At 71.8% G+C, this 19432-nt stretch carries 16 protein-coding genes and 1 pseudogene; 9 read left to right on the forward strand and 8 right to left on the reverse strand.

All coding sequences use genetic code 11. The features are described 5' to 3' along the window. Positions 1 to 13: 13 nt before the first annotated feature. The 3 genes from Ari01nite_RS34375 to Ari01nite_RS34385 are packed head-to-tail and all read left to right on the forward strand — an operon-like array spanning position 14 to position 2989. Positions 14 to 1690 (forward strand): glycosyltransferase family 2 protein, encoded by a 1677-nt coding sequence (locus tag Ari01nite_RS34375; RefSeq protein WP_203786425.1) that lies wholly within the window; start codon positions 14 to 16, stop codon positions 1688 to 1690. A gap of 11 nt (positions 1691 to 1701) precedes the next feature. Continuing rightward, complete coding sequence (locus Ari01nite_RS34380) at positions 1702 to 2496, forward strand: biotin/lipoyl attachment domain-containing protein (RefSeq protein ID WP_203786426.1); 795 nt, start codon at positions 1702 to 1704, stop codon at positions 2494 to 2496. Further along, on the forward strand, positions 2486 to 2989 hold the full coding sequence (locus Ari01nite_RS34385) for an inorganic diphosphatase (RefSeq protein WP_203786427.1): 504 nt from the start codon (positions 2486 to 2488) through the stop codon (positions 2987 to 2989). The genes Ari01nite_RS34380 and Ari01nite_RS34385 overlap by 11 nt, the downstream gene beginning before the upstream one ends. A 465-nt stretch (positions 2990 to 3454) precedes the next feature. Here Ari01nite_RS34385 and Ari01nite_RS34390 read toward each other — a convergent pair. Further along, positions 3455 to 4141: pseudogene (locus Ari01nite_RS34390) on the reverse strand (S1 family peptidase); the annotation flags it as partial. A 163-nt stretch (positions 4142 to 4304) separates the two neighbouring features. Between Ari01nite_RS34390 and Ari01nite_RS34395 the strand changes: the two are divergent. Next, positions 4305 to 5408 carry a cellulose binding domain-containing protein gene (locus tag Ari01nite_RS34395; RefSeq protein ID WP_203786428.1) on the forward strand — a complete coding sequence of 368 codons (1104 nt, stop codon included), beginning with the start codon at positions 4305 to 4307 and terminating at the stop codon, positions 5406 to 5408. A 21-nt stretch (positions 5409 to 5429) separates the two neighbouring features. Here the strand turns inward: Ari01nite_RS34395 and Ari01nite_RS34400 are convergent, their stop codons facing one another. Beyond that, positions 5430 to 8483, reverse strand: a complete 3054-nt coding sequence (locus Ari01nite_RS34400; RefSeq protein WP_203786429.1) for a putative bifunctional diguanylate cyclase/phosphodiesterase — start codon at positions 8481 to 8483, stop codon at positions 5430 to 5432. A gap of 152 nt (positions 8484 to 8635) precedes the next feature. Here Ari01nite_RS34400 and Ari01nite_RS34405 point away from each other — a divergent pair, with 152 nt between their 5' ends. Next, on the forward strand, positions 8636 to 9532 hold the full coding sequence (locus Ari01nite_RS34405; protein ID WP_203786430.1) for a hypothetical protein: 897 nt from the start codon (positions 8636 to 8638) through the stop codon (positions 9530 to 9532). A gap of 59 nt (positions 9533 to 9591) precedes the next feature. Here Ari01nite_RS34405 and Ari01nite_RS34410 read toward each other — a convergent pair whose 3' ends face one another. After that, positions 9592 to 10845: an MFS transporter gene (locus Ari01nite_RS34410; protein WP_203786431.1), complete on the reverse strand. Its 1254-nt coding sequence runs from the start codon at positions 10843 to 10845 to the stop codon at positions 9592 to 9594. Between the two features lie 26 nt (positions 10846 to 10871). Next, positions 10872 to 12917, reverse strand: a complete 2046-nt coding sequence (locus Ari01nite_RS34415; RefSeq protein WP_203786432.1) for a hypothetical protein — start codon at positions 12915 to 12917, stop codon at positions 10872 to 10874. A gap of 127 nt (positions 12918 to 13044) precedes the next feature. Between Ari01nite_RS34415 and Ari01nite_RS34420 the strand changes: the two genes are divergently transcribed. Beyond that, on the forward strand, positions 13045 to 13605 hold the full coding sequence (locus Ari01nite_RS34420; protein WP_203786433.1) for a hypothetical protein: 561 nt from the start codon (positions 13045 to 13047) through the stop codon (positions 13603 to 13605). 84 nt (positions 13606 to 13689) lie between these two features. Here Ari01nite_RS34420 and Ari01nite_RS34425 read toward each other — a convergent pair whose 3' ends face one another. After that, a complete protein-coding gene (locus tag Ari01nite_RS34425) occupies positions 13690 to 14289 on the reverse strand; it encodes a Type 1 glutamine amidotransferase-like domain-containing protein (RefSeq protein ID WP_203786434.1) in 600 nt (199 codons plus the stop codon). A gap of 91 nt (positions 14290 to 14380) precedes the next feature. On the opposite strand from Ari01nite_RS34425, the gene nhaA reads away from it, so the two are divergent. Beyond that, on the forward strand, positions 14381 to 15664 hold the full coding sequence (nhaA, locus tag Ari01nite_RS34430) for a Na+/H+ antiporter NhaA (RefSeq protein WP_203786435.1): 1284 nt from the start codon (positions 14381 to 14383) through the stop codon (positions 15662 to 15664). 7 nt (positions 15665 to 15671) lie between these two features. On the opposite strand, the gene Ari01nite_RS34435 is transcribed toward nhaA, so the two are convergent. Both Ari01nite_RS34435 and Ari01nite_RS34440 read right to left on the reverse strand, forming a co-directional pair. Continuing rightward, positions 15672 to 16400, reverse strand: coding sequence for a CBS domain-containing protein (locus Ari01nite_RS34435; protein WP_203786436.1), 729 nt, complete (start codon positions 16398 to 16400; stop codon positions 15672 to 15674). A gap of 210 nt (positions 16401 to 16610) precedes the next feature. Further along, on the reverse strand, positions 16611 to 17285 hold the full coding sequence (locus tag Ari01nite_RS34440) for a pyridoxamine 5'-phosphate oxidase family protein (protein ID WP_203786437.1): 675 nt from the start codon (positions 17283 to 17285) through the stop codon (positions 16611 to 16613). A 62-nt stretch (positions 17286 to 17347) separates the two neighbouring features. Here Ari01nite_RS34440 and Ari01nite_RS51070 point away from each other — a divergent pair, with 62 nt between their 5' ends. Beyond that, positions 17348 to 17470, forward strand: coding sequence for a hypothetical protein (locus Ari01nite_RS51070; RefSeq protein WP_275410903.1), 123 nt, complete (start codon positions 17348 to 17350; stop codon positions 17468 to 17470). A gap of 159 nt (positions 17471 to 17629) precedes the next feature. Here the strand turns inward: Ari01nite_RS51070 and Ari01nite_RS34445 are convergent, their stop codons facing one another. Continuing rightward, complete coding sequence (locus Ari01nite_RS34445; protein WP_203786438.1) at positions 17630 to 18448, reverse strand: hypothetical protein; 819 nt, start codon at positions 18446 to 18448, stop codon at positions 17630 to 17632. A gap of 116 nt (positions 18449 to 18564) precedes the next feature. On the opposite strand from Ari01nite_RS34445, the gene Ari01nite_RS34450 reads away from it, so the two are divergent. Continuing rightward, positions 18565 to 19431: a hypothetical protein gene (locus tag Ari01nite_RS34450; protein ID WP_203786439.1), complete on the forward strand. Its 867-nt coding sequence runs from the start codon at positions 18565 to 18567 to the stop codon at positions 19429 to 19431. Position 19432 lies beyond the last annotated feature (1 nt).

Consider the following 19432-nt stretch of genomic DNA (forward strand, 5'->3'; position numbering starts at 1 on the left):
GAGGAGGTGCGAGATGGCCACGCCTGACGGCATCGAGCAGGGCCGGGTGCCCGGGGAGCTGACCTGGCGGCCGATCCAGCGGTCCACCCGCCTCGCGGTCGCGGTCGCCCTCGCCGTGACGCTCTACTACATGGTCTTCCTGCTCAACCCGGCCTACCGGGGCGACGTGTGGGTCTGGGCCCTGGTCCTGTTCGCCGAGGGGATCACGATCTTCAACGCGCTGGCGATGTGGTGGACGGTGCTGGTGTTCGTGCCCCGCCCCGACCCGCCCGAGGTCTACGCCTGGCGCCGTCAGCTGCTGGCCGGCGAGCTGACACCCACGATCGACGTCTTCATCACCGTCTACGGCGAGCCGCTGGACATCATCCTGGTGACGATCCGGGCGGCCCGCGAGATGCGGGTGCCGCACCGGGTCTGGGTGCTCGACGACGGCGACAGCGACGAGGTCCGCGCCGCCGCCGACGCGGAGGGCGTGGGCTACCTGCGCCGCAAGGAGCACCTGCACGCCAAGGCCGGCAACATCAACGCCGCGCTGCGCCGCACCGACGGCGAGTTCGTCGTCATCTTCGACGCGGATCATGTGCCCAGCCCGGACTTCCTGGTCCGGGCCCTGCCGCACATGCAGGACCCGGGCGTCGCCTTCGTGCAGACCCCGCAGGCGTTCCCGAGCGCGCGCGGTCTGGTGGCCGAGGGCGCGGCCGAGTCGCAGAAGATCTTCTACGAGCTCGTGCTGCCCGGCCGGAACTTCTTCAATGCCGTCTTCTGCGTGGGCACCAACGTCATCTTCCGGCGGACCGCGCTCGAGGAGATCGGCGGCATGTACACCGCCAGCAACTCCGAGGACATCTGGACCTCGATCGAGCTGCAACGACGCGGGTGGCGGTCGTGGTTCGTGCCGGAGATGCTGGCCCGCGGACTGGCGCCGGACAGCCTCCTGTCCTATTTCAAACAGCAATTCCGGTGGGCGTACGGCGCCTTCGAGGTCATGTTGCGCGGCGGACTGTTCCGGCGCGGCACCGGCCTGACCCTCGACCAGCGATTCCAGTACCTGCTGGCCGGGGTCAACTATCTGCTGTCTCTCGCCGCGCTCATCCTGATGTGCCTGCCAGCCGTCTACCTGCTCTTCGGGCTGAGCCCGATCCGCACGGACATCAGCGTGTGGCTTGTTCACTACGCGCCGTTCTACCTGCTCATCGTGCTGGTGACGGTGATGCAGCTGGGCGGTTTCAAGCCGGCCGCGGTGATCACCAGCATCGCCGCCGCGCCGGTCCACGTCCGGGCACTGGTCATGGCGATCTTCAAGCGCAAGGTGCGCTGGACGGTCACCAATTCGGGCCCCGCGGGCCTGCCGGGAGTGGAACTGGTGCTCCCGCACGTCGCGCTGCTGCTGCTCAACGCCGTGGCGCTCGCGGTCGGCGTCAGCATGCTGCCGCTGCGCGGCACCAACGTCGTCGGGGTCGGACTCTCCATCGCCTGGGCCGCCGTCTATGTGGTCGTACTCGGCCGCGTCGTCGTCGAGGCGGTCATCGCTCCGCACGTCGTCAGGGAGCGGCTGGAGCAGCGCAAGGCCGGCGCGCTGCTGGCCCGGGCGCTGCCCTGGCCGGCCCGGACGGATGCCAACGATGACCTGGTCAACGCCGCCTTGGCGGAGTCCGCGAACCCCGGCCCAGCACGGCGCCGGTCGGCCTGAGAGGAGTCGTCATGGTGCAGTCGAGCGAAATGAGTCCCCCGGAAGCGGGCCCCGTCGAGGCGCCCCGGGTACCACCCGCGGGCCGGCGGCGTGTCAACTGGCGTAAGTGGCGCGCCCGCTTCTTCGTCTTGCTGCTCCTGGCCGCCGCCGTTCTGGCCTTCATCCGGATCAGCGCGAGCCGGGCTGCGGAGTCCGACCGGGTGAGCCTCGAGGAGGTCGCACTCACCGCCCAGGTCCTGCCGGTCGAGCCGGCCTTGACCGGGCAGGTGACCAGTGTTCTGGTCACCGCCCTGCAGCCGGTGCGGCCCGGCCAGCGAGTCGGCACGATGGAGGTCGTCGGCACCGACCAGGACGGCGACCCGAAGATCACCAAGGTGAACCTGACCGCTCCTCGCGCCGGCATTGTGATCGACGTACCGACTCCGGTCGGTTCCACCGTTGGGCCCGGTCAGCCGCTCCTGCAGTTGTACGACCCGGCGCAGCTCACCTTCGTCACCGAGGTCCCGGTGGAGGACCTGCCGGTGATCGCGCCGACGATGACCGCCGTCCTGCGGACGGAAGGGGTGAACCGGGCGGTACGCGCGACGGTTCAGCGCATCATTCCCCGGGTGGAGGGCGCCCGCACGACCTCCGGTGACGATCCTGACGCCCTGCAGGTGGTGCTGGTGCCGGCGAGCGCCCGCGATGTCGAGGGCCTGGTACCGGGACTGCGCTTCACCGGGTACATCAACACGGTCAGCGGCCGGCCCGGCACCGCCCGGCTGGTGTCCCTGCCGTACCCGGAGACGAGCAGCCGTGGAGTTTGACGTCACGGTGGAGATCCCGAAGGGCACCCGCAACAAATACGAGGTGGACCTGAAAACCGGTCGCATCCATCTCGACCGGACGCTGTTCACCGCCACCCAGTACCCGGCCGACTACGGCTACATCGAGCACACCTGCGGCGCCGACGGCACCGCCCTGGACGCGCTGGTCCTCGTCCAGGAACCGACCTTCCCGGGATGCCTGGTGCTCAGCCGTCCCATCGGGCTGTTCAACATGCGGGACGAACAGGGCGCCACCCCCAAGGTGCTGTGCGTGCCCGCGGCCGATCACCGGCTCGCCGGCCTGCGCGACATCAGCGACCTGGACCGGTACCTGCGGCTGGAGATCCAGCACTTCTTCGAGGTCTACAAGGCGGTCGAGCCGGGCAAGTCCGTGTCCATCGACAACGCACCCTGGTCCGGCCGGGCGGCGGCGGAAGCCGAGGTGGAACGCGCGGTGGAGCGTGCCGGCCGGCCGGCCGGCGAACGCCGGTGAGCGTCAGGCCCCGTACGCCTGCACCTCGAGGAGCCCGACCGAAGCGGTGCCGCTCTGCAGGACCACGCGCAACTGCGTCGTGCTCACCGCCGGGAAGGTGACCGCGTTGTACCCGTTCGCCGCGACCGGGTAGCCACTGGCGCCGGGCACATCGGTGAAGGCGCCGCCGCTCAGATACTGCAACCGCCAGGACGCCGGCAGCCGCACGCCGCCGTTGTCGTCGAAGAAGTACACGCTGGCCGAGGTCAGCCGCTGCGCCTGGGGCCAGGTCAGGGTGACCGACTGCTCGCCCTCGTTGGGCCAGGTGCCCCAGCGCGGGTTGACCGTGTCGTTCGAACTGGCCGGCTCGGCGCCGTCGTTCACGGCCGCGACGCTCTCCCAGGACGAGGTGTACGAGGCGCTCGCCGTTGCCGAGCGCGCGAGGTTGGTGCCCGCCGGGGGCGTGGTCGGCGCCGGTCCGGGCGTGCCGATGACGGAGCGGATCCAGGCGATGCTGTTCGGGACGCTGGAGTAGTTCTGGATGCTCTGCCCGTCCGCGGTGGACGCCACGCCCACCTGCTGGTCGTTGTAGAACTGGGGACCGCCGGAGTCGCCGTACCACGCATTGCCGTTGATCCGGCTGCTCTGCAGCGCCTGGCCGCCCTCGGCGTCCCGGGAGAGCCGGTCGAACCGGACCGTGGCGACCTTGAGCTGGCCGGAGGCGCCGCAGCCGCTCTGGCAGGTCTGACCCCAGCCGTAGATGGTGTTCGTCGAGCCGATCGGCGGGTTGGTGCCGGCCAGGGTGACGAACGAGGTGCCGACGGACCGGTCGAGTTCCAGCAGCGCCAGGTCGTGCTGGCTGGCGGTGCGGACCACGGTGGCGACGACGCCTCCGCTGGACCGCTGCACGCTGCCGGCCCGTACGGTCATCTGGTTGCCGTTGATGCAGTGGTGGGCGGTCAGCACGTAGCGCTCGGCGACGATCGAGCCGGAGCAGGAGAAGCCGCCGCCGTTGAAGACGGCAGCCGCCCAGGGCGCGGACGCGACGGTGTCCCCGCCGATGATCATCGGGCCTGGGGCGGTCCCGGCGGACGCCGTGTGGGCGATGGCCGCCCCGCCGGCGCTGGTGACCACTACCGCGGCAAGGATCGTCAGACCCGAGCGGATCCGCATGACAGGCTCCATCCATCGATACTCATCGACCGAAAGCGTTTCGGTAACCTAGGCGCGCGCACGGCACAACGTCAAGAGCAGTTGCCGAAAAGGTTTTCGTCAGCGATGGTGTGCTGGTAATCGAGATGCATCGATATCAGTCGAGCCGCTGAAGGAGACGATGATGCTGCACCGATCACCCGGAGCCCGGTTCCTCGCGGCCGGCCTCACCGCCGCCGTAGCCGTCGGAGCGGCCGCGATCGCCACCGCCGCGCGGGCGGACGCGGCGGGTTGCCGCGTGGAGTACGCGGTCGGTTCCCAGTGGGCCGGCGGCTTCTCGGCCAACGTCACGGTCACCAACCTCGGCGACGCCGTCACCGGATGGACCGTGCGGTGGTCGTTCACGGCCGGCCAGACCGTGGCCCAGGCGTGGAACGCCACCGCGACCCAGTCCGGCGCCGCGGTCACCGCGGTCAACGCCGGCTGGAACGCGTCGCTGGCCACCAATGCCAGCACGTCGTTCGGGTTCAACGGCTCGTGGAACAACGCCAGCAACCCGGCACCCGCGAGCTTCTCCCTCAATGGTGTCGCCTGCACGGGCACCGCCGCACCGACGACCGCACCGACGACCGCACCGACGGTTGCGCCGACCGTGGCACCGACGACATCGCCGACATCCGCGCCGGGGACCCCGCCGGCCCGCACCGTCCGGGTCTTCTGGCTCAAGCCCACCGACGTGGCGTTCGACCAGCGCTATCCCGACGGGATCGGCAACGTGATGCTCGAGTCGCAGCGCTTCTTCCGGCAGCAGCTCGGCAAGACGTTCACGCTCAACAGCCCGGTCGTCGAGGTGGTCAACGGCCAGCACGACACCAACTGGTACATCAACAACAACTGCCCGCCCAACGGCGACCGGTACGCCTGCGTGATCTTCAACATGCAGGGTGAGCTGCGGCAGCGGTTCGGCCTGGGCGCCCCGGACAGCCGCTGGCTGATCGTCGGCGAGGTCAGCGCCGAGGAGGTCGGCAAGTCCGGCGGCGGCGGCCAGCCCGGCTGGGTGATGCTCAGCGGCCACGACGCCGACGGGGCGGCCGGCAAGACCGAGCCGATGCCCCGCTGGTACGGCGGCATGGTGCACGAGCTGGGCCACGCGTTCGGGCTGCCGGACGCCACCTCCACCGACGGCACCTGCATGTCCGCGTCGTTCTACGGCTACCCCAACTGCACCTTCAGCCAGGCGCAGAAGAACGGCATGCTGAACGGCCCGTACGGCAGCTTCCTGTCCTGATCGACCGGCGGCCGGCCCCGCTCACCGCGTCAGGGGGGTGAGCGGGGCGGCCGCCCGGTTCTCCCGGAACCACCGCTCGGCGTCCTCGCCCGGCAGCGGCCGGGAGAAGAGGTATCCCTGCCCGTACGGGCAGCCCATCGCGTGCAGCGCGGCGTGGTCCCCGGGCTCCTCGATGCCCTCGGCCACGACGCCGAGGTCCAGCGTCTGCGCCAGCTTCACGATGCCCTCGACCAGGGCGTTCTGGTGCGGGTTCTCGTTGCCCAGCCCGTCGACGAACGACTTGTCGATCTTGACGACGTCGACCGAGACCTGGCGCAGGTAACTCAGCGAGGAGTAGCCGGTCCCGAAGTCGTCGATGGCGACCCGGATCCCGTGCTCGCGCAGCGTCGCCAGATGGGTCCAGGCCTGTTCGTCGTCGCGCAGCAGCATGCTCTCGGTGATCTCGAGGAGCAGCCCGGACGGCGGCAGTCCGGCGGCGGTGAGCCGTTCCATCACCTCGTCGGCGAAGCCGGTGGTGCGGAACTGCCGGGCCGACACGTTCACGCTCACGTACGGCGGGCGCTCCGGGCGCAGGTCCCGCCAGGTCACCGCGGCGGCCAGGCCCTGTTCGAGCACCCAGAGGCCGAGCGGCACGATCAGGCCGGTCTCCTCGGCCAGCGGGATGAACTGGTCCGGCGGGACCATCCCCCGCTGCGGGTGCTGCCAGCGGACCAGTGCCTCCATGCCCAGCGTGATGCCGCTGCCGAGCTCGACGAGCGGCTGGAAGTGCAGGGTGAACTCCTCGTCGGCGATCGCCTGTTCCAGGTCGGCGCGCAGTTGCTGCTGCTGGAGCATCGGGGTGTGCAGGCTCGGCTGGTAGCGCCGCCACTGCGCCTTGCCGGCCCGCTTGGCGACGTGCAGCGCGAGGTCGGCCTGACGCAGCAGTTCGGCCGCGGTGTCGGCGTCGGCCGTCGACGCCACCCCGATGCCCGCCGAGGACAGCACCGACATGTCACCCAGGTCGAACGGCTCGGCGAACTCGTCGACGATGCGGGCGACCATCGCGTTGATCTCGACGGGCGAACTGAGGTCCTCGGCCAGCACCGCGAACTCGTCACCGCCGAGCCGGGCCGCGGTGTCCGCCGAGCGCAGGGTCGAGCGCAACCGCTGCGCGACCATGGCGAGCAGGCGGTCGCCGGTCTGGTGGCCGGACGCGTCGTTGACCGCCTTGAAGCCGTCGAGGTTGATCAGCAACACCCCGATCAGCCCGCCGGTCCGGCCGGCGCGGGTGACCGCCTGCTGCAGCCGCTCCTGGAACAGCACCCGGTTGGCCAGGCCGGTCAGGCTGTCGTGGAAGGTCTGCCGGGTCAGGTCGTGCTCCAGCTGGCGCCGGGCGGTGACGTCGCGGAAGGTGACCACCAGCCCGCGCACGGTCGGATCCTGCCGCAGGTCCCGCACCGAGGCCGAGACGCGCAGCGACATGCCGCCGGCGTCGTGCAGCCGCCAGTCCGCGCTGTCGGCGTGGCTCTCCCCCGGTTGCAGCATGTCGATCAGGTCGCCCGCGCGGCCGGCGTCCCGGGAGTCCACCAGGTCGAACAGGCTGGTGCCGGTCAGCGGGCCGGCACCGAACATCTGGGCGGCGGACGGGCTGGCGTACCGGACCCGCATCTGCTCGTCGAGGATCAGGATGACGTCGGCGGTGTTCTGCACCAGGGTGCGGAAGTACTCCTCGCTGGCCCGCCGGTTGATCTCCGAGGCCAGCCGGATGCGTTCCCAGGCCAGCGCGGCCTGCCCGGCCAGCACCTCGATGACGCCCTGGAGGTTGACCAGTTCCACCTCCGCCGCGGCCACCGCGAGCGCACCGCAGTCGCGCCCGCCGCCATCGCCGTCCCGGGAACCCACGGTCATCGGGCAGACCAGGGCCAGAGCAAAACCACCAAGCTGATCCCGTACGCTCGGCGGCAGCTCGGCGGCCGAGCGGAGCAGGACGCCATCCCGCCGTACCAGGCAGGCCGCGTCCTCGGGCCGCCGCTCGACGAGCACGGCGTGCGGCGTGCCGGCCGGCAGCAGCCGCGCGGTCGCCTCGCGCAGGATGGTGTCGATCTCGTCGAGGCCGGTCGCGGACACCAGGGCGGCACCGGCGCTGCGCAGGCCCCGCTCCCGGTTCAGGGTCTGCTGGTGGGTGCGGACGACACCGGCGAGCCGGCTCAGTCCGAGCCAGATGATCAGCGTGGACATCAGAGCGATGGCCGTACCGTCGGTCACCCCGCCGTTCTCCACCTGGTACATCAGCACGGTCGGGCCGGTCACCAGCGCGACCGCGGGCAGCCACAGCCGCCGGGCGTTGACCGAGCGGGGCCGGGGCGGCCGCGGCTCGGTGAGGCCGGTCATCGACGGATGCAGCGCGGCCGCGCCCCACAGCAGGTAGAAGGCGAACCAGCCGAGGTCGACCGGGCCGCCGGACGCCCAGGTGCCGGCCAGCCGCAGCAGCCCGTACAGGATGTCGGCGGTGAAGAGGCCGGCGGCGCCCAGGATCACCAGGACGACCGCCCAGCCGCGGCGCACCTCCAGCAGCAACCGGGTGGACAGCGCCAGCAGTACGACGTCACCGAGCGCGAAGCAGACCACGCTGATCTTGTCGACGTCGGTCAGGTCCGGGTTGCGGACGTTCGGCGAGACCAGCGCCACCCACAGGAACAGGCCCACGCCCGCGGCCAGCGCGTAGGAATCGAGCAGGCTGCCCGGGTCCCGGTTGCCACCGGCGTTGGCCAGCATGATCATCGCGGCGGTCATCAGCGGGAAGATCGCCAGATACAGCACCCCGGACAGCAGCGCCTGCCACTCGGCCGGGCCGCCGCCGAGGTCTATCTTGCCGACCGTGTCGCCGGCCACGAACGCCGTCACCGCGAGGGCGAGGAGATACCAGGGCCGGCGCTTGCGCGGGCGATGATGCCGCGTGCCGGCCACGATCGCGGCGACGCTGGACATGCCGATCAGTGCCCACGCCGCCACCCGGGCACCTGGTACCGCGAAATACACCGCCGCCAGGACGACCATCCAGCCGCCGTAGCAGGCAATCAGCCTACGGACTGACAAGATCCTCTCCGACCTGCCGCGGTGCGCACGGGCGCCTTTGCGGTTCCCATCGGCCGGACCGAACAAGATCTGAACCGATTCGCCGACATCGCCCGGCCGGAGCGGTTCCGCCCGAGATGCGACATCGATCAAGGTCACTTAACGTCGTGATCATGCGTCGATTCGATCAGCAAGGCATCGAGGAGAAGCGCGACCCGTTCGCCCGGGTGCGGCGGTGGGCCGACAGCCTGCGCCATGCGAACCGCCTCCGGCTGCGCCCGGCCCGCCTGTCCGACGTACCGGATCTCGTTGAAGTTGATCTTCGGGCCTTCCACCACGTCTACCGCGAGTACGGCAAGAGCCCCGAAGAACTGCGCGCCATGCTGTCGGCGTCGTTCGAGAAACGGCTGTCGCGCCTCGGCCCGGACTGGACCCCCGTGCTGTGCGACGGGGACCGGGTGGTCGGCTTCCTGATGGGTTGCCGCACCAGCCGCTCCACCGCCGACTTCCGCACCTGGGACGAGATGACCGACGCCGGGACGCTGGAGTCGACCTACGACCCGGACGGCCGGAACCTGTACATCGTGACCCTGTCGATGCTGCCCAGCGCGGCCAGCCGGGCGGGTCAGAACATGCTGTTCGCCAACCAGATCTCGGCGATCATCCGCTACGACATCACCGAGGTGTTCTTCGAGAGCCGCCTCCCCGGCCTGCGCGCGTGGACGGTGCGGCAGTGCCGCCGCGACGGCCGGCGGATAGCCGACCTCACCAGCGCCGAACTGCACGCGCACGCCGAGACGTACCTGACCCTGACCCGCACGGTGAACGGCCGCGAGGTGCCGCAGGACCACCTGCTGGCCATCTACCACCGGGTGGGCGCCCGCGTCGTCCGGCTGATCGAAAACGGCTACCAGGACGGCCAGTCGCTGAACTTCGGGGCGCTGTGCGTGCTGCCCAACCCGATGCCAGACTGGGCGCAGCGCAAGCCCCCACTACGCGCCCTCGGCGGCCGCGGCCTCGGCTTGGCGTCCCGCTCCCCGCTGCTGATGCGCAAGGCATTCCCCGACTAGCCCTCGCCCTCGCCGCCGGCCGCCTTCGCCCTAGCAGGGACATACCCGATAAATACCCCCTAAATCGCCTGGCCCGCCGGCTCCTCGGCCGGATGCTCGGCGACGTCCGGCTCGCGCCACCAGCGTTGCGCGACGACGGCGACCAGCACCGCGCCCACCAGCGCCGCGCTCCCCCCGGCGAAGGCGGCCGCCGGCGACGCCCGGTCGACCAGCACGCCGGCGATCGACATGCCGGCCGCGCTGCCGGCGGTCAGCCCGGTCGTCAGCCACGCCTGGGCCTCGCTGCGCCGGTCGGGCGCGGTGTGCCGGTCGATCAGCGACTGCTGGACGATCAGGCTGGGCGCGATGCACAGGCCGGTGGCCAGCAGGATCACCACCAGCAGCGGCAGCGGCGCGGACGGCAGGACCACCAGCACGGCGGCTAGCAGCGCCGACCCGGCCGCGAAACCGGCCAGCGCGACCGGCAGCTGGTGCCGCTCCTGGCTGCGCCACTGCCGGGCGCCGTAGCCGAGGCCGCCCGCGGTGCTGCCGATGGCGGCGGCCGCGAAGAACAGGCCCAGCACCGCCTCGGAGTTGAAGACGCGTTCCGCGGTGGCGGTCATGGCCACGTCGAAATGGCCGAAGGCGACCGCCATGGCCAGGCCGACGACGAGCGTCAGCATGGTGCCGGGCGCGCGCAGCGGCGTGCCGCCCCGGGAACTGTCTGCCGCCGGGGGCACCGGTCGCCAGGTGCGGGCCGCGTAGGTCCGCGCGTAGCCCACGCCGCCGGCCAGCATAAGACCGGCCGTCACCAGCAGGGGCAGCGCCGCGGGACCGGCCAGCAGCACGGTCAGCAGCAGCGGGCCGAGCACGAAGATCGTCTCCACGAGCGAGGCGTCGAGGGCGTACGCGGCCCGGCGGGCGGGCTCGTCCGGCAGGATCACCGACCACGCCACCCGCATCGCCGGGTTTACCGGCGGGCAGCTCAGGCCGACCGCGGCGGCCAGGGCGATCAGCAGGCCGACCGGCGCACCGGCCACCGCGACCAGGGCGAACACGGCCAGCATCAGCGCGGCGAAGACGGAGGTGCCGGCGATGACCAGCGGCTGGCCGATGCGGTCCATCAGCCGGCCCCACACCGGTGCGGAGGCCGCGGTGAACAACGCGAACGTGCCGGCGACCACCCCGGCGCTGGCGTACGAGTCGTGCACCTCGGCGATCAGCACGATCGCGCCGAGCGGGGTCATGGCCAGCGGGAAACGGGCGACGAGCACGGCGAGCAGCGGACCTCGCACGTGGCGGCGCCGCAGTAGATCAACGTACGGGACCGCCATGCCGCTACATTAACGAACTTCGACCTTCAGTGCGCGGCGGCGTTGGTGGTGGCCAGGCGGCGGCCCTCGGCCAGCTCGAAGTGCATGGTGTCGGACTGCCCGTCCCAGGCCACGCCCAGCTCGAAGCCGTGCTGGACCATGGACTTGAAGAACTCGAGATTGAAGCCGTGGGTGTTGCTCCAGGTGCCGGCGGCCGCCTCCCGTTCGCCGCCCTGCTCCGGGTCCGGGGTGAAGAAGCCGCCGCCCTGGGTGCCGCCGGTCAGGCCGAGCAGCTGCACGATGCCGGGGTCGGACACCGCCCGGCTCTTGAGCACGAAGTCGATGTCCGTGCTGAGCGCCCGCGCGGTCTCGTCCAGCCAGTACAGCTTCTTGCGTTCGGCCTGCAGCTGCGCCAGCCCGCCCTTGCCCACGATCGTCGTGACGTCGGCGTTGCGCTGCTTGCGGCCGGCCAGGTCGTCGGCGGTCTCCTGCCGCTCGGTGCGCCGCTCCCGGAGCGGGGCGTCGATCTCATTGAGGCCGGTACGGTGTTCGCCCAGCCGGCCGCCGGTCTTGTCCAGCGCCCGGGTGAGCTGCTCGACCGTCCGCTTGCGGCCGCGTACGTCCTCCTGCTTCTGGGTCTTTGCCTCGCGATCGGGAAGCAGGTCGATCAGTTGCGACTCGAGCAGGACGGCCTCGGCGAGTTGTTCCTCCGCCGTTGCCCTCTCCGCGGCATCGTCGGGCAGCAGGCCGGCGTCGGCCGCGTTCTGCAGCGCGCTGCGGTGCGTCGTCCGCACCGCGTCCAGCAGCTTGCCGGCCGTCCGCTCCATCTTCTGCACGCCCGCGGTCAGCGTGGCCGAGTCGGCGCCCAGCTGCTTCAGCGTCTCGGCCGTGGTGACCTCGCCGCGCAGGTCGACGCCCTGGTCGGCGGCGGCCTGCTCGATCCCGGCCGAGCGCAGCGCGATCTCGTCGAGCCAGGGCTGGAAGATGGTCGACAGGCCGGCCTGCACCTCGGCCTTCTTCTCTTCGAACGCCTGCTGGGCCGCGGCCAGCTCGGCCTCGATCGCCGGCCGGTCGCGGGCGGACGCCTTCTTGAACCGGGCCGCGAGCTTCTCGGCGGCGGCGCGGAGCCCCTCGACCTCCCGCAGCTGCTCCAGGGCCGACTCGGGCAGCGACGTCTTGAAGCCGGCCGACGCCGCGACCAGCCGGTGGTACTCGGCGGTGATCGAGTCGAGCAGCCGGCGGGCTTTCGCCGGGTCGGCGGTGCCCCGGCCCATCTGCTCGATCAGCGTGCGGCGGGCGTCGCCACCGAGCTTGCGGCCGTCGACCTCCAGCTGGAACGAGGCCGGGCCGCCGGTCACGGTCTCGAACAGGGTGTGCAGCTTCGGGTCCTTGATGTGCGGCGCCGCGTACGCCTTCCAGTCGCAGGCGAAGCCCAGGCCGTGGGTCATCATCCCGGCGCCGGTGTTGCTGTGCAGATGGCGGCCGCGCAGGTGCTGGCCCACTGTCGTCGACGGCATCGGGATCTGCTTGGCCGCCAGGTCGGCCTGCACCTCCAGCAGCCGCTCCCGGGCCGAGTCGTGCATCCACAGCTCGGCGCCGCGGCCGATGGCGATCGGGTGTATCGCCTGGAAGTGCGCCCGGACCTGGTCCTCGCCGCCGAGGAAGCGGATCATGTTGTCCAGGAACGTCGTCCGGTTGCGCTGCCGCTCGTCGAGCAGCTTCTGCTGGGCGGCCCCGGTGGCCTTGTCCACCTTCGCCTGCCCGAACGTGTCGATCTGGTCCTTGAGGTACGACGGGAGTCCCTCGATCCAGGCGAGCCGGTCGACCGGGGCCGGCGACGCGCCGTCGCCCAGACCCAGCCAGGCCCCTATCTGTTCGGCCCAGCCCGCTTCCCCGTCCGCGGTCACCCGGTCGCCGTCGGCCAGCAGCTGCATCAGCCGCAGCACCATCGCGTTGCCGCCGCTGGCCTGCAACATCGCCAGCTGCGCGGCGGGCGCGGGAACGGGCGCCCCGTGCGCCGCCTCCGGCCCGGCATCCGTCACCCGGTCCGATCGCTCGTCGCCGTGCTGCCGCGTACCCGGCCCGCTGCCCATGAGTCAACCTCCCCACGAGCATGATGCCGCGCCCGCGCCACCCGCGATGGCGTCTCGCCGACAGTTCGCGGGGCGGCCCGGGTGGCTGCCGGTGCGTACGCTGCACTGTGCTCGGAGGGGGTGGGCAATGATCGATCTGGACCAGCCGGCTCAATACCGGACACCGCCGGACGGGACTCCGGCCGGTTTCTGGCGCCGGTTCCGCACCATGCGGGCGCTGATCCTGGCCGTGGCGGTGTCGCTGCTGGCCGGCGGCATACTGGGCGGCGTCGTGACGTACCTGCGGTGGTATCAGCCGTTGGCCGCGTCCGTGGAGAAGGCGGATCAGGCCGACCGGTCCGCGGTCGCCGTGCTGCTCTTCGCGGAACCCGGCCTGCGGACGGCGACCGGGCAGCGGCGGGCACGCATCGAAGCCCAGGTGGTGGTCGTCAACGCCGGGCCGGAACCGGTCGACGTCCGGGCTGTCCGCGTCGACCAGCCGGGCGTCACCGTCCGCAGCCCCGAGAAGGAACGCCAGGTCGCGCCCGGGACGGCGGTCCCCGTCGACGTGGTGGTCGAGTGGACCTGCGGGGTGGACCGGCCGGCGGCTCTCGCTGCTTCGGTGAGCGTGGAGACGGCGGACGAGCAGGTCCGCGACGTCACGCCGGTAGCCCTCAACGGCGCGCCGTGGACGGAGAGCTGCCGTTAGGCAGGCCCGGATGGCGGGTCACGGCAATGCCGGGGCCTGACAAATCGCTCCATCGACGACAGCGAGAGACCGCCCGGAAGCTGCCTAGCTCGGCCTGATCTCGCGGGCTCCGTCGTGGACGATCACCGCCTGGTCGTCGCGGAGGGGGACGAAGTCGTAACGATCGCCCTCGCTCGCGATGATCCGCGCGTAGAGGTCCTCCCGGCCCCGGTTGGCGTGCGACAGCGGATAGAAGGACACCAGCCCGAGCCCGACGGTGTCCGTCACCCGGCCCGGATCGTCGTCGCCGCGGTAGCGCCCGAGGTCCGGCGCGGCGAGTGCGGCCCCGGAGGACATACCCGCATAGGCGAGCCGGCCCGCGGTGACGCCCTTGCGGACGGCACCGGCGAACCCGGTTCGCTGCGCGTGCTGGAGCAGGAAGATCGGGTAGCCGCCGGTGACGAACACCAGGTCCGCGCCGGCCACGGCGGCGGACACCGCATCGGGTTCGGCCGTTTCGAGGTCGAGGCGACCCACCGACAGTCCCTCGGCGGCCATCGCCGCCTCGGCCACGTCGACCCACGGCATCGCCGGCATCGGGTTGCCCGCGGTCGGAATCAGGACTGCCCGCCGCGGCCGGCGGGCCAGCGCGTCGAACCAGGCGCCCATGGCACCGAGCCCCTGGCTGCCGAGAAAGAGATCCATCGCGGCAGTATGGCGGCGGGGTACATTTCACGGCAGGTGTGCCGGGAAGTCTGGTCGGCGATGTCCTTGCCGTGTCCTGTGAGGGAGTCCCGTGACCGGAACACCGTCCCGCTTCCTGTTCGGCCGCGGCAGCTGGCCGGAGGCTCGCCGGATCGCCGCCGTGCTGCGCACCGAGACCACGGGTGGTGCGCTCCTGCTGGGCGCGGCGGTGCTGGCCCTGGTCTGGGCCAACTCGCCCTGGTCATCGGCCTACCAGACGTTGAGCGGCCTGCGGGTCGGTCCGCACGCGCTGCACCTGGACCTGACGCTGGCCCAGTGGGCGGCCGACGGGCTGCTGGCGATCTTCTTCTTCGTCGCCGGCCTCGAGCTCAAGCGCGAGTTCGTCGCCGGCGACCTGCGCGATCCGCGGCGCGCGGTCATGCCGGTGGCCGCGGCGGTGGGTGGCATGGCCGCACCCGCGCTGATCTACGTGACGGTCAACGCGACCATGGCCGGCGGGTCGCTGGCCGGCTGGGCGGTGCCGACCGCGACCGACATCGCATTCGCCCTGGCCGTGCTCGGGGTGATCGCCACCCACCTGCCGGCGGCGCTGCGCACCTTCCTGCTGACCCTGGCGGTGGTCGACGACCTGCTCGCCATTGTGATCATCGCGGTGTTCTACACCAGTTCGCTGCACGTGCTGTGGTTGCTGGCCGCGCTGGTGCCGCTGGGGTTGTTCGCGGTGCTGGTGCAGCGGCGGGTGCGCACCTGGTGGCTGCTGCTTCCGCTCGCCGCGATGACCTGGGGGCTGGTGCACGCGTCCGGCGTGCACGCGACCGTCGCCGGGGTGCTGCTCGGCTTCATGGTGCCGGTGCTGCGCCGCTCGCCGGGCCCCGGACCGGGTCTGGCGGAGCATTTCGAGCACCGGTGGCGTCCGCTGTCGGCCGGCGTGGCGGTGCCGGTGTTCGCGTTCTTCGCCGCCGGGGTGCCGATCGCCGGCGCACTCGGCGCGACCCTGCGCGACCCGGTCACGATCGGCGTCGTCGCCGGTCTCGTGCTCGGCAAGTGCATCGGCGTGCTGAGCGCCACCTGGCTCGTGCGGCGGATCACCCGGTCCTCGCTGGGCGACGGGGTGAGCTGGTGGGACGTCCTGGGGCTGTCACTGCTGGCCGGGATCGGATTTACCGTGTCGCTGCTGATCGGCGAACTCGCGTTCGGCGCCGGCACCGGGCAGGACGCGCACGCCCGGATCGGCATCCTGGCCGGATCGCTGATCGCCGCGCTGCTGGCCACCGTCGTGCTGCGTGCCCGCAACCAGCACTACCGTCGGGTGTCAGCCGAGGAGGAGGCCGACGCGGACGCCGACGGTGTGCCCGACGTCTACGAACGCGACTGATCACCGGTCAATCACCTCCCGGACGCAGCAGGTGCTCGGGAGTGCCGAACTGATAGCCGCGCGACCGCGCCAGCTCGCTGTCGTCGAACTGCCAGGTCAGCTGGTCGACCACCGTCACCACGCCGGCGACCTCCCCGACGAGATCCACCGCCAGGCGGGCGAGGCTGCGTGTTTCCACCTGCCCGTGCAGCGTCACCGTGCCGTCGTCCACGCCGACCGTTACCGCGTCCGGGTCGATCCACAGGGTGCGGCGGAGGACGTTGTCGGCCACGTCGGCGCGGATGTCGTCGTCCGTGCGGGTGTGTATGCGGAGCAGGTCGCGGCGCGACACGATGCCCAGCAGGCAGCCGTCCGCGCCGACCACGGGCATGCGCTTGACCTTTTCGTCCTCCAGGCGGCGGGCCGCGGAGACCACGGACACCTCCGGTCCGACGGTGATCGCCGGCGCGGTCATCAGGTCGGCCGCCGTGGTGGCGTGCTCCTTGATCTCCCTGATCTCCGCCGAGCGACGCAGCGCCCGGACGATCCGCGGCCGCTGCGGCTCGCCGACCGCCTCGACCTTGTGCAGCAGATCCGCCTCGGACACGATGCCGAGCACCTGCCCCTCGGTGCCGGTGACGGGCACCGCGCTGACCCGGTGCTCGATGAGCCGGTCGACCACGTCGCGGTAGGAGGCACTGGGCGGCACCGAGATCACCTCGCGCGTCATGACGTCCTGGACTGTCCACTGCTTCATCGGAGCGCCCTCCCTCGGAGACCGGTGCTATCGAGCCTCGCACCTCCGGCCGCGGCGCGGCAGTGCCGATCGGCATGGTTCTGCCGTCCATCGAGGACTTTCACCCCGGCCGGATGAGACCCGGCCGGATGAGACCGGGCCGGATGAGACCGGGCCGGATGAGACGCGGCCGCGGGATCGACCACGCTCTGCCCGCTCGCCCGATCGCCGTCAGCCGCGGTCCAGCCGCCGCCCGGCGAGACCGGCGATGTGCTGCGGCACCGGCACGGCCGCATCAGGAAGGGCCGGATCCGGCACGGGACGCTCCCACCGCGGCGCCACCGGGAGCTCCCCCGCCCAGAGCCCGAGCGCCGCGTCCGGGCTGTCCCCGTCGTCCGGCGGCCCTGTTCTGATCTTGACCGAGGCCTCGGCCAGCGAGAGCGCCAGCAGGGCGGTCGCGGCCAGTTCCTTGCGCGACGGCGGCCGGGCGTAATCCCACTGCCCCGGCGCCACGTGCTCGGTGAGAATCCGCAGGCCGTGCAGCTTCTCGTCGCGGCCGGTGACGGCCCGCGGCACCCCGTAGATCATCGCGCTGCGGTAGTTGATGCCGTGCTCGAACACCGACCGGGCGAGCACGAGACCGTCAAACAGGGTGACCGTGAGGCAGACCTCCGACCGCGCGGTGAGGCTGCGGCTGGCCACCGACCCGTGGAAGTAGACGTTGTCGTCGTCGTGGCCGTAGACCGTCGGCACCACCATCGGGCAGCCGTCCACCACCACACCGAGGTGGGCGACCAGGCCGCCGCGCAGCACCGCGAGCAGATCGGAGTGCTGCGTACGCCCCTTTTCCCTCATCCGCCGCAGCCGGGTGCGCGGGGTTGCGGACAGCGCCGGCCGATCACTCATCCCCGGGACCATACCGCGCTGACATACTCCGGTAATCGCTCGTGACGCAAACGGGAAGTGCGATGCAGGACTACGACGAAATCCGTACGGCGCCCGCGATTCCCGCGCAGCGCCGCCCGGCGGAACCGATGGCGGGCAACGCCGGATCAGACGCCGGCAGCACACCGGAAAAGCGATCACCATGATGGGCGCGGCCACCTCCCGCGACGAGAACCGCTGGCTCTGCGAGGGCGTAGCGGAGTACATCGGCGAGTGGCCCACGCCCGCCACGAAGAGCGCCAAGGTGGACAAGACCTGCGCCGCCTGGATCCGCAAGCAGAGGTAGCCACCGGACGGCCGGCGGTTCAGCCGATCACCCACTCGGCGATCGCCCGATGGGAGGCGGAGTCGAGGCTGACCCGCAGCCGGGACAGCCGGACGTCCGGGCCCACGTCGTACGCCACGAACTGGTCGGTCTCGCCGCCCGGCGCGAACAGGACCGGCTCGAAGGACCCGACGGCCGGTTGCCTCCACCCGGTCCGCTCGTCGGCTGCCCAGGTGACCGGCCGCAGCCTCAGGTCGGACAGGCCTGCACCGAGCGACTCGAAGTGCAGCCGGAACGACACCCGGCGGGTGCGGCCCGGTCCCGGCTGCTGCGTCGGCTCGACGCGCGGATCCAGCGCCCGCGTGGCGGTCACCTCGACCAGCTGACCCATGGCGGCGAGGGTCACGGTCTCGCCGAGCACGACCACCCGGCACGGGGGAAAGCCGACGTCGATGGGTCCTTCCGGTGCGGCCGGATACGGTGGCGGCGTCCAGGCGGCGAGATCCTGACAATCCGGCTCCGCCGAGGCGACCGGCGCAACCGGGGCCGGGACGGACGGCGCGGGGAGAACGATCGGCGCGATCTCCGAGGTCGACGGCGGCCTCGCGGCGATCAGGGCCACCGTCCCGGCGACGATGGCCACGGCGGGAACGGCAATCAGCGCGGCCCAGTTGCGCCGGGCTGCCGGCGGCGCACCCCGCGCCGGAGGTTGCGAGTGCACCGGCGGCGGGAGCGGCTCCGGCTCGGCTTCGCCCCTGCGCCGCGAGGCACGGACAGCGGCGGTCACGCCCGCCGCGGCAACGGCCGCGACCGCGATGACGGCCGCCCGCTGCGCCCGGCGTCGCGACGGTGATGTCACGGCTGTCCCTTCGGCGGGGCCCGGCCGGAACTGAGCCGCGAACCCCGCCCCGGCGGGGCGTTTACCCTGCATATTGGGGATTGTCTGACGAATTCGGCCGACCATACCGTCTCCGGATGCGTAGCCTTGGGACTCGTTTTCTCCTCGCCGCGGTCACCGCCGCGGCCACCGTTCTCGTGGCGGTTCCCGCCCGGGCCGCCGTGCCGGCCGACTGTGCACCGGACCCCTGGGAGCCGGACGGCGACTTCGGCTTCTCGGGGGGTGTCGCCGCGCCGATCGCGGTCGGCGGGACCGTGACGCGGGCGATCTGCCAGGCGCCGAACCCGTTTCCGCGCACGATCGCGGGCCAGGACTATGACTTCTTCCGGTTCACCGCGGCCGGCGGCAAGGCGTACACCGGTGAGATCACGGCGGCGGGGGCGGCGCTCGGGCTCGGCGGGCCGGGCGGCCTGCTGATCGGCGGCCTGTACCGGGTCAACGCCGACGGGTCGGGGACGTCGATCAACAACGTGACGATGGCCAACAGCTTCGAGCGGTTCACCACCGACGTGCTGCCCGCCGGGGAGTACGGCTTCCTGACCTACACGCCGGACAACGAGAGGTACCCGAACAACACGCTCGACATCCGGACCGTCTCGGGGCCGGCCGGCGCGTACACGGTCAGGGTTTCGGAGTCGGCGGTCGTCGTGCCCTCGGTCGCCTCGGTCACGCTGCGCTCGACGTCGGTCAAGTACGGCTCGACGGTCACCGGAACGGTCACGATGAGCGGCCCGGCCCCGGCCGGCGGGATGTTCCTGTTCACCGAGTCGAGCTCGCGGCTGACCGCGAACCCGAGCGTGCCCTACCTGCCCGCCGGGGCCCGCACCGCGACCCTGACGGTCACCACCACCACGCTCCGGCCGAGCCGCGACACCCAGGTCACCATCTCGGTCAACACCACGACCGGCGTGCCGAGGTCCGTCGTCCTGACCGTGCGGCGGTAGG

Origin of the sequence: Paractinoplanes rishiriensis, from assembly GCF_016862375.1 — a bacterium.
In the GTDB taxonomy this organism is placed as follows: domain Bacteria; phylum Actinomycetota; class Actinomycetes; order Mycobacteriales; family Micromonosporaceae; genus Actinoplanes; species Actinoplanes rishiriensis.

Excerpts from the sequence above, each read along its gene's own strand:
- Ari01nite_RS34375 (WP_203786425.1), top strand. The coding sequence starts at position 14 with ATGGCCACGCCTGACGGCATCGAGCAGGGCCGGGTGCCCGGGGAGCTG.
- Ari01nite_RS34380 (WP_203786426.1), top strand. The coding sequence starts at position 1,702 with ATGGTGCAGTCGAGCGAAATGAGTCCCCCGGAAGCGGGCCCCGTCGAG.
- Ari01nite_RS34395 (WP_203786428.1), top strand. The coding sequence starts at position 4,305 with ATGCTGCACCGATCACCCGGAGCCCGGTTCCTCGCGGCCGGCCTCACC.
- Ari01nite_RS34405 (WP_203786430.1), top strand. The coding sequence starts at position 8,636 with ATGCGTCGATTCGATCAGCAAGGCATCGAGGAGAAGCGCGACCCGTTC.
- Ari01nite_RS34410 (WP_203786431.1), bottom strand. The coding sequence starts at position 10,845 with ATGGCGGTCCCGTACGTTGATCTACTGCGGCGCCGCCACGTGCGAGGT.
- Ari01nite_RS34415 (WP_203786432.1), bottom strand. The coding sequence starts at position 12,917 with ATGGGCAGCGGGCCGGGTACGCGGCAGCACGGCGACGAGCGATCGGAC.
- Ari01nite_RS34420 (WP_203786433.1), top strand. The coding sequence starts at position 13,045 with ATGATCGATCTGGACCAGCCGGCTCAATACCGGACACCGCCGGACGGG.
- Ari01nite_RS34425 (WP_203786434.1), bottom strand. The coding sequence starts at position 14,289 with ATGGATCTCTTTCTCGGCAGCCAGGGGCTCGGTGCCATGGGCGCCTGG.
- Ari01nite_RS34435 (WP_203786436.1), bottom strand. The coding sequence starts at position 16,400 with ATGAAGCAGTGGACAGTCCAGGACGTCATGACGCGCGAGGTGATCTCG.
- Ari01nite_RS34440 (WP_203786437.1), bottom strand. The coding sequence starts at position 17,285 with ATGAGTGATCGGCCGGCGCTGTCCGCAACCCCGCGCACCCGGCTGCGG.
- Ari01nite_RS51070 (WP_275410903.1), top strand. The coding sequence starts at position 17,348 with ATGCAGGACTACGACGAAATCCGTACGGCGCCCGCGATTCCCGCGCAG.
- Ari01nite_RS34450 (WP_203786439.1), top strand. The coding sequence starts at position 18,565 with ATGCGTAGCCTTGGGACTCGTTTTCTCCTCGCCGCGGTCACCGCCGCG.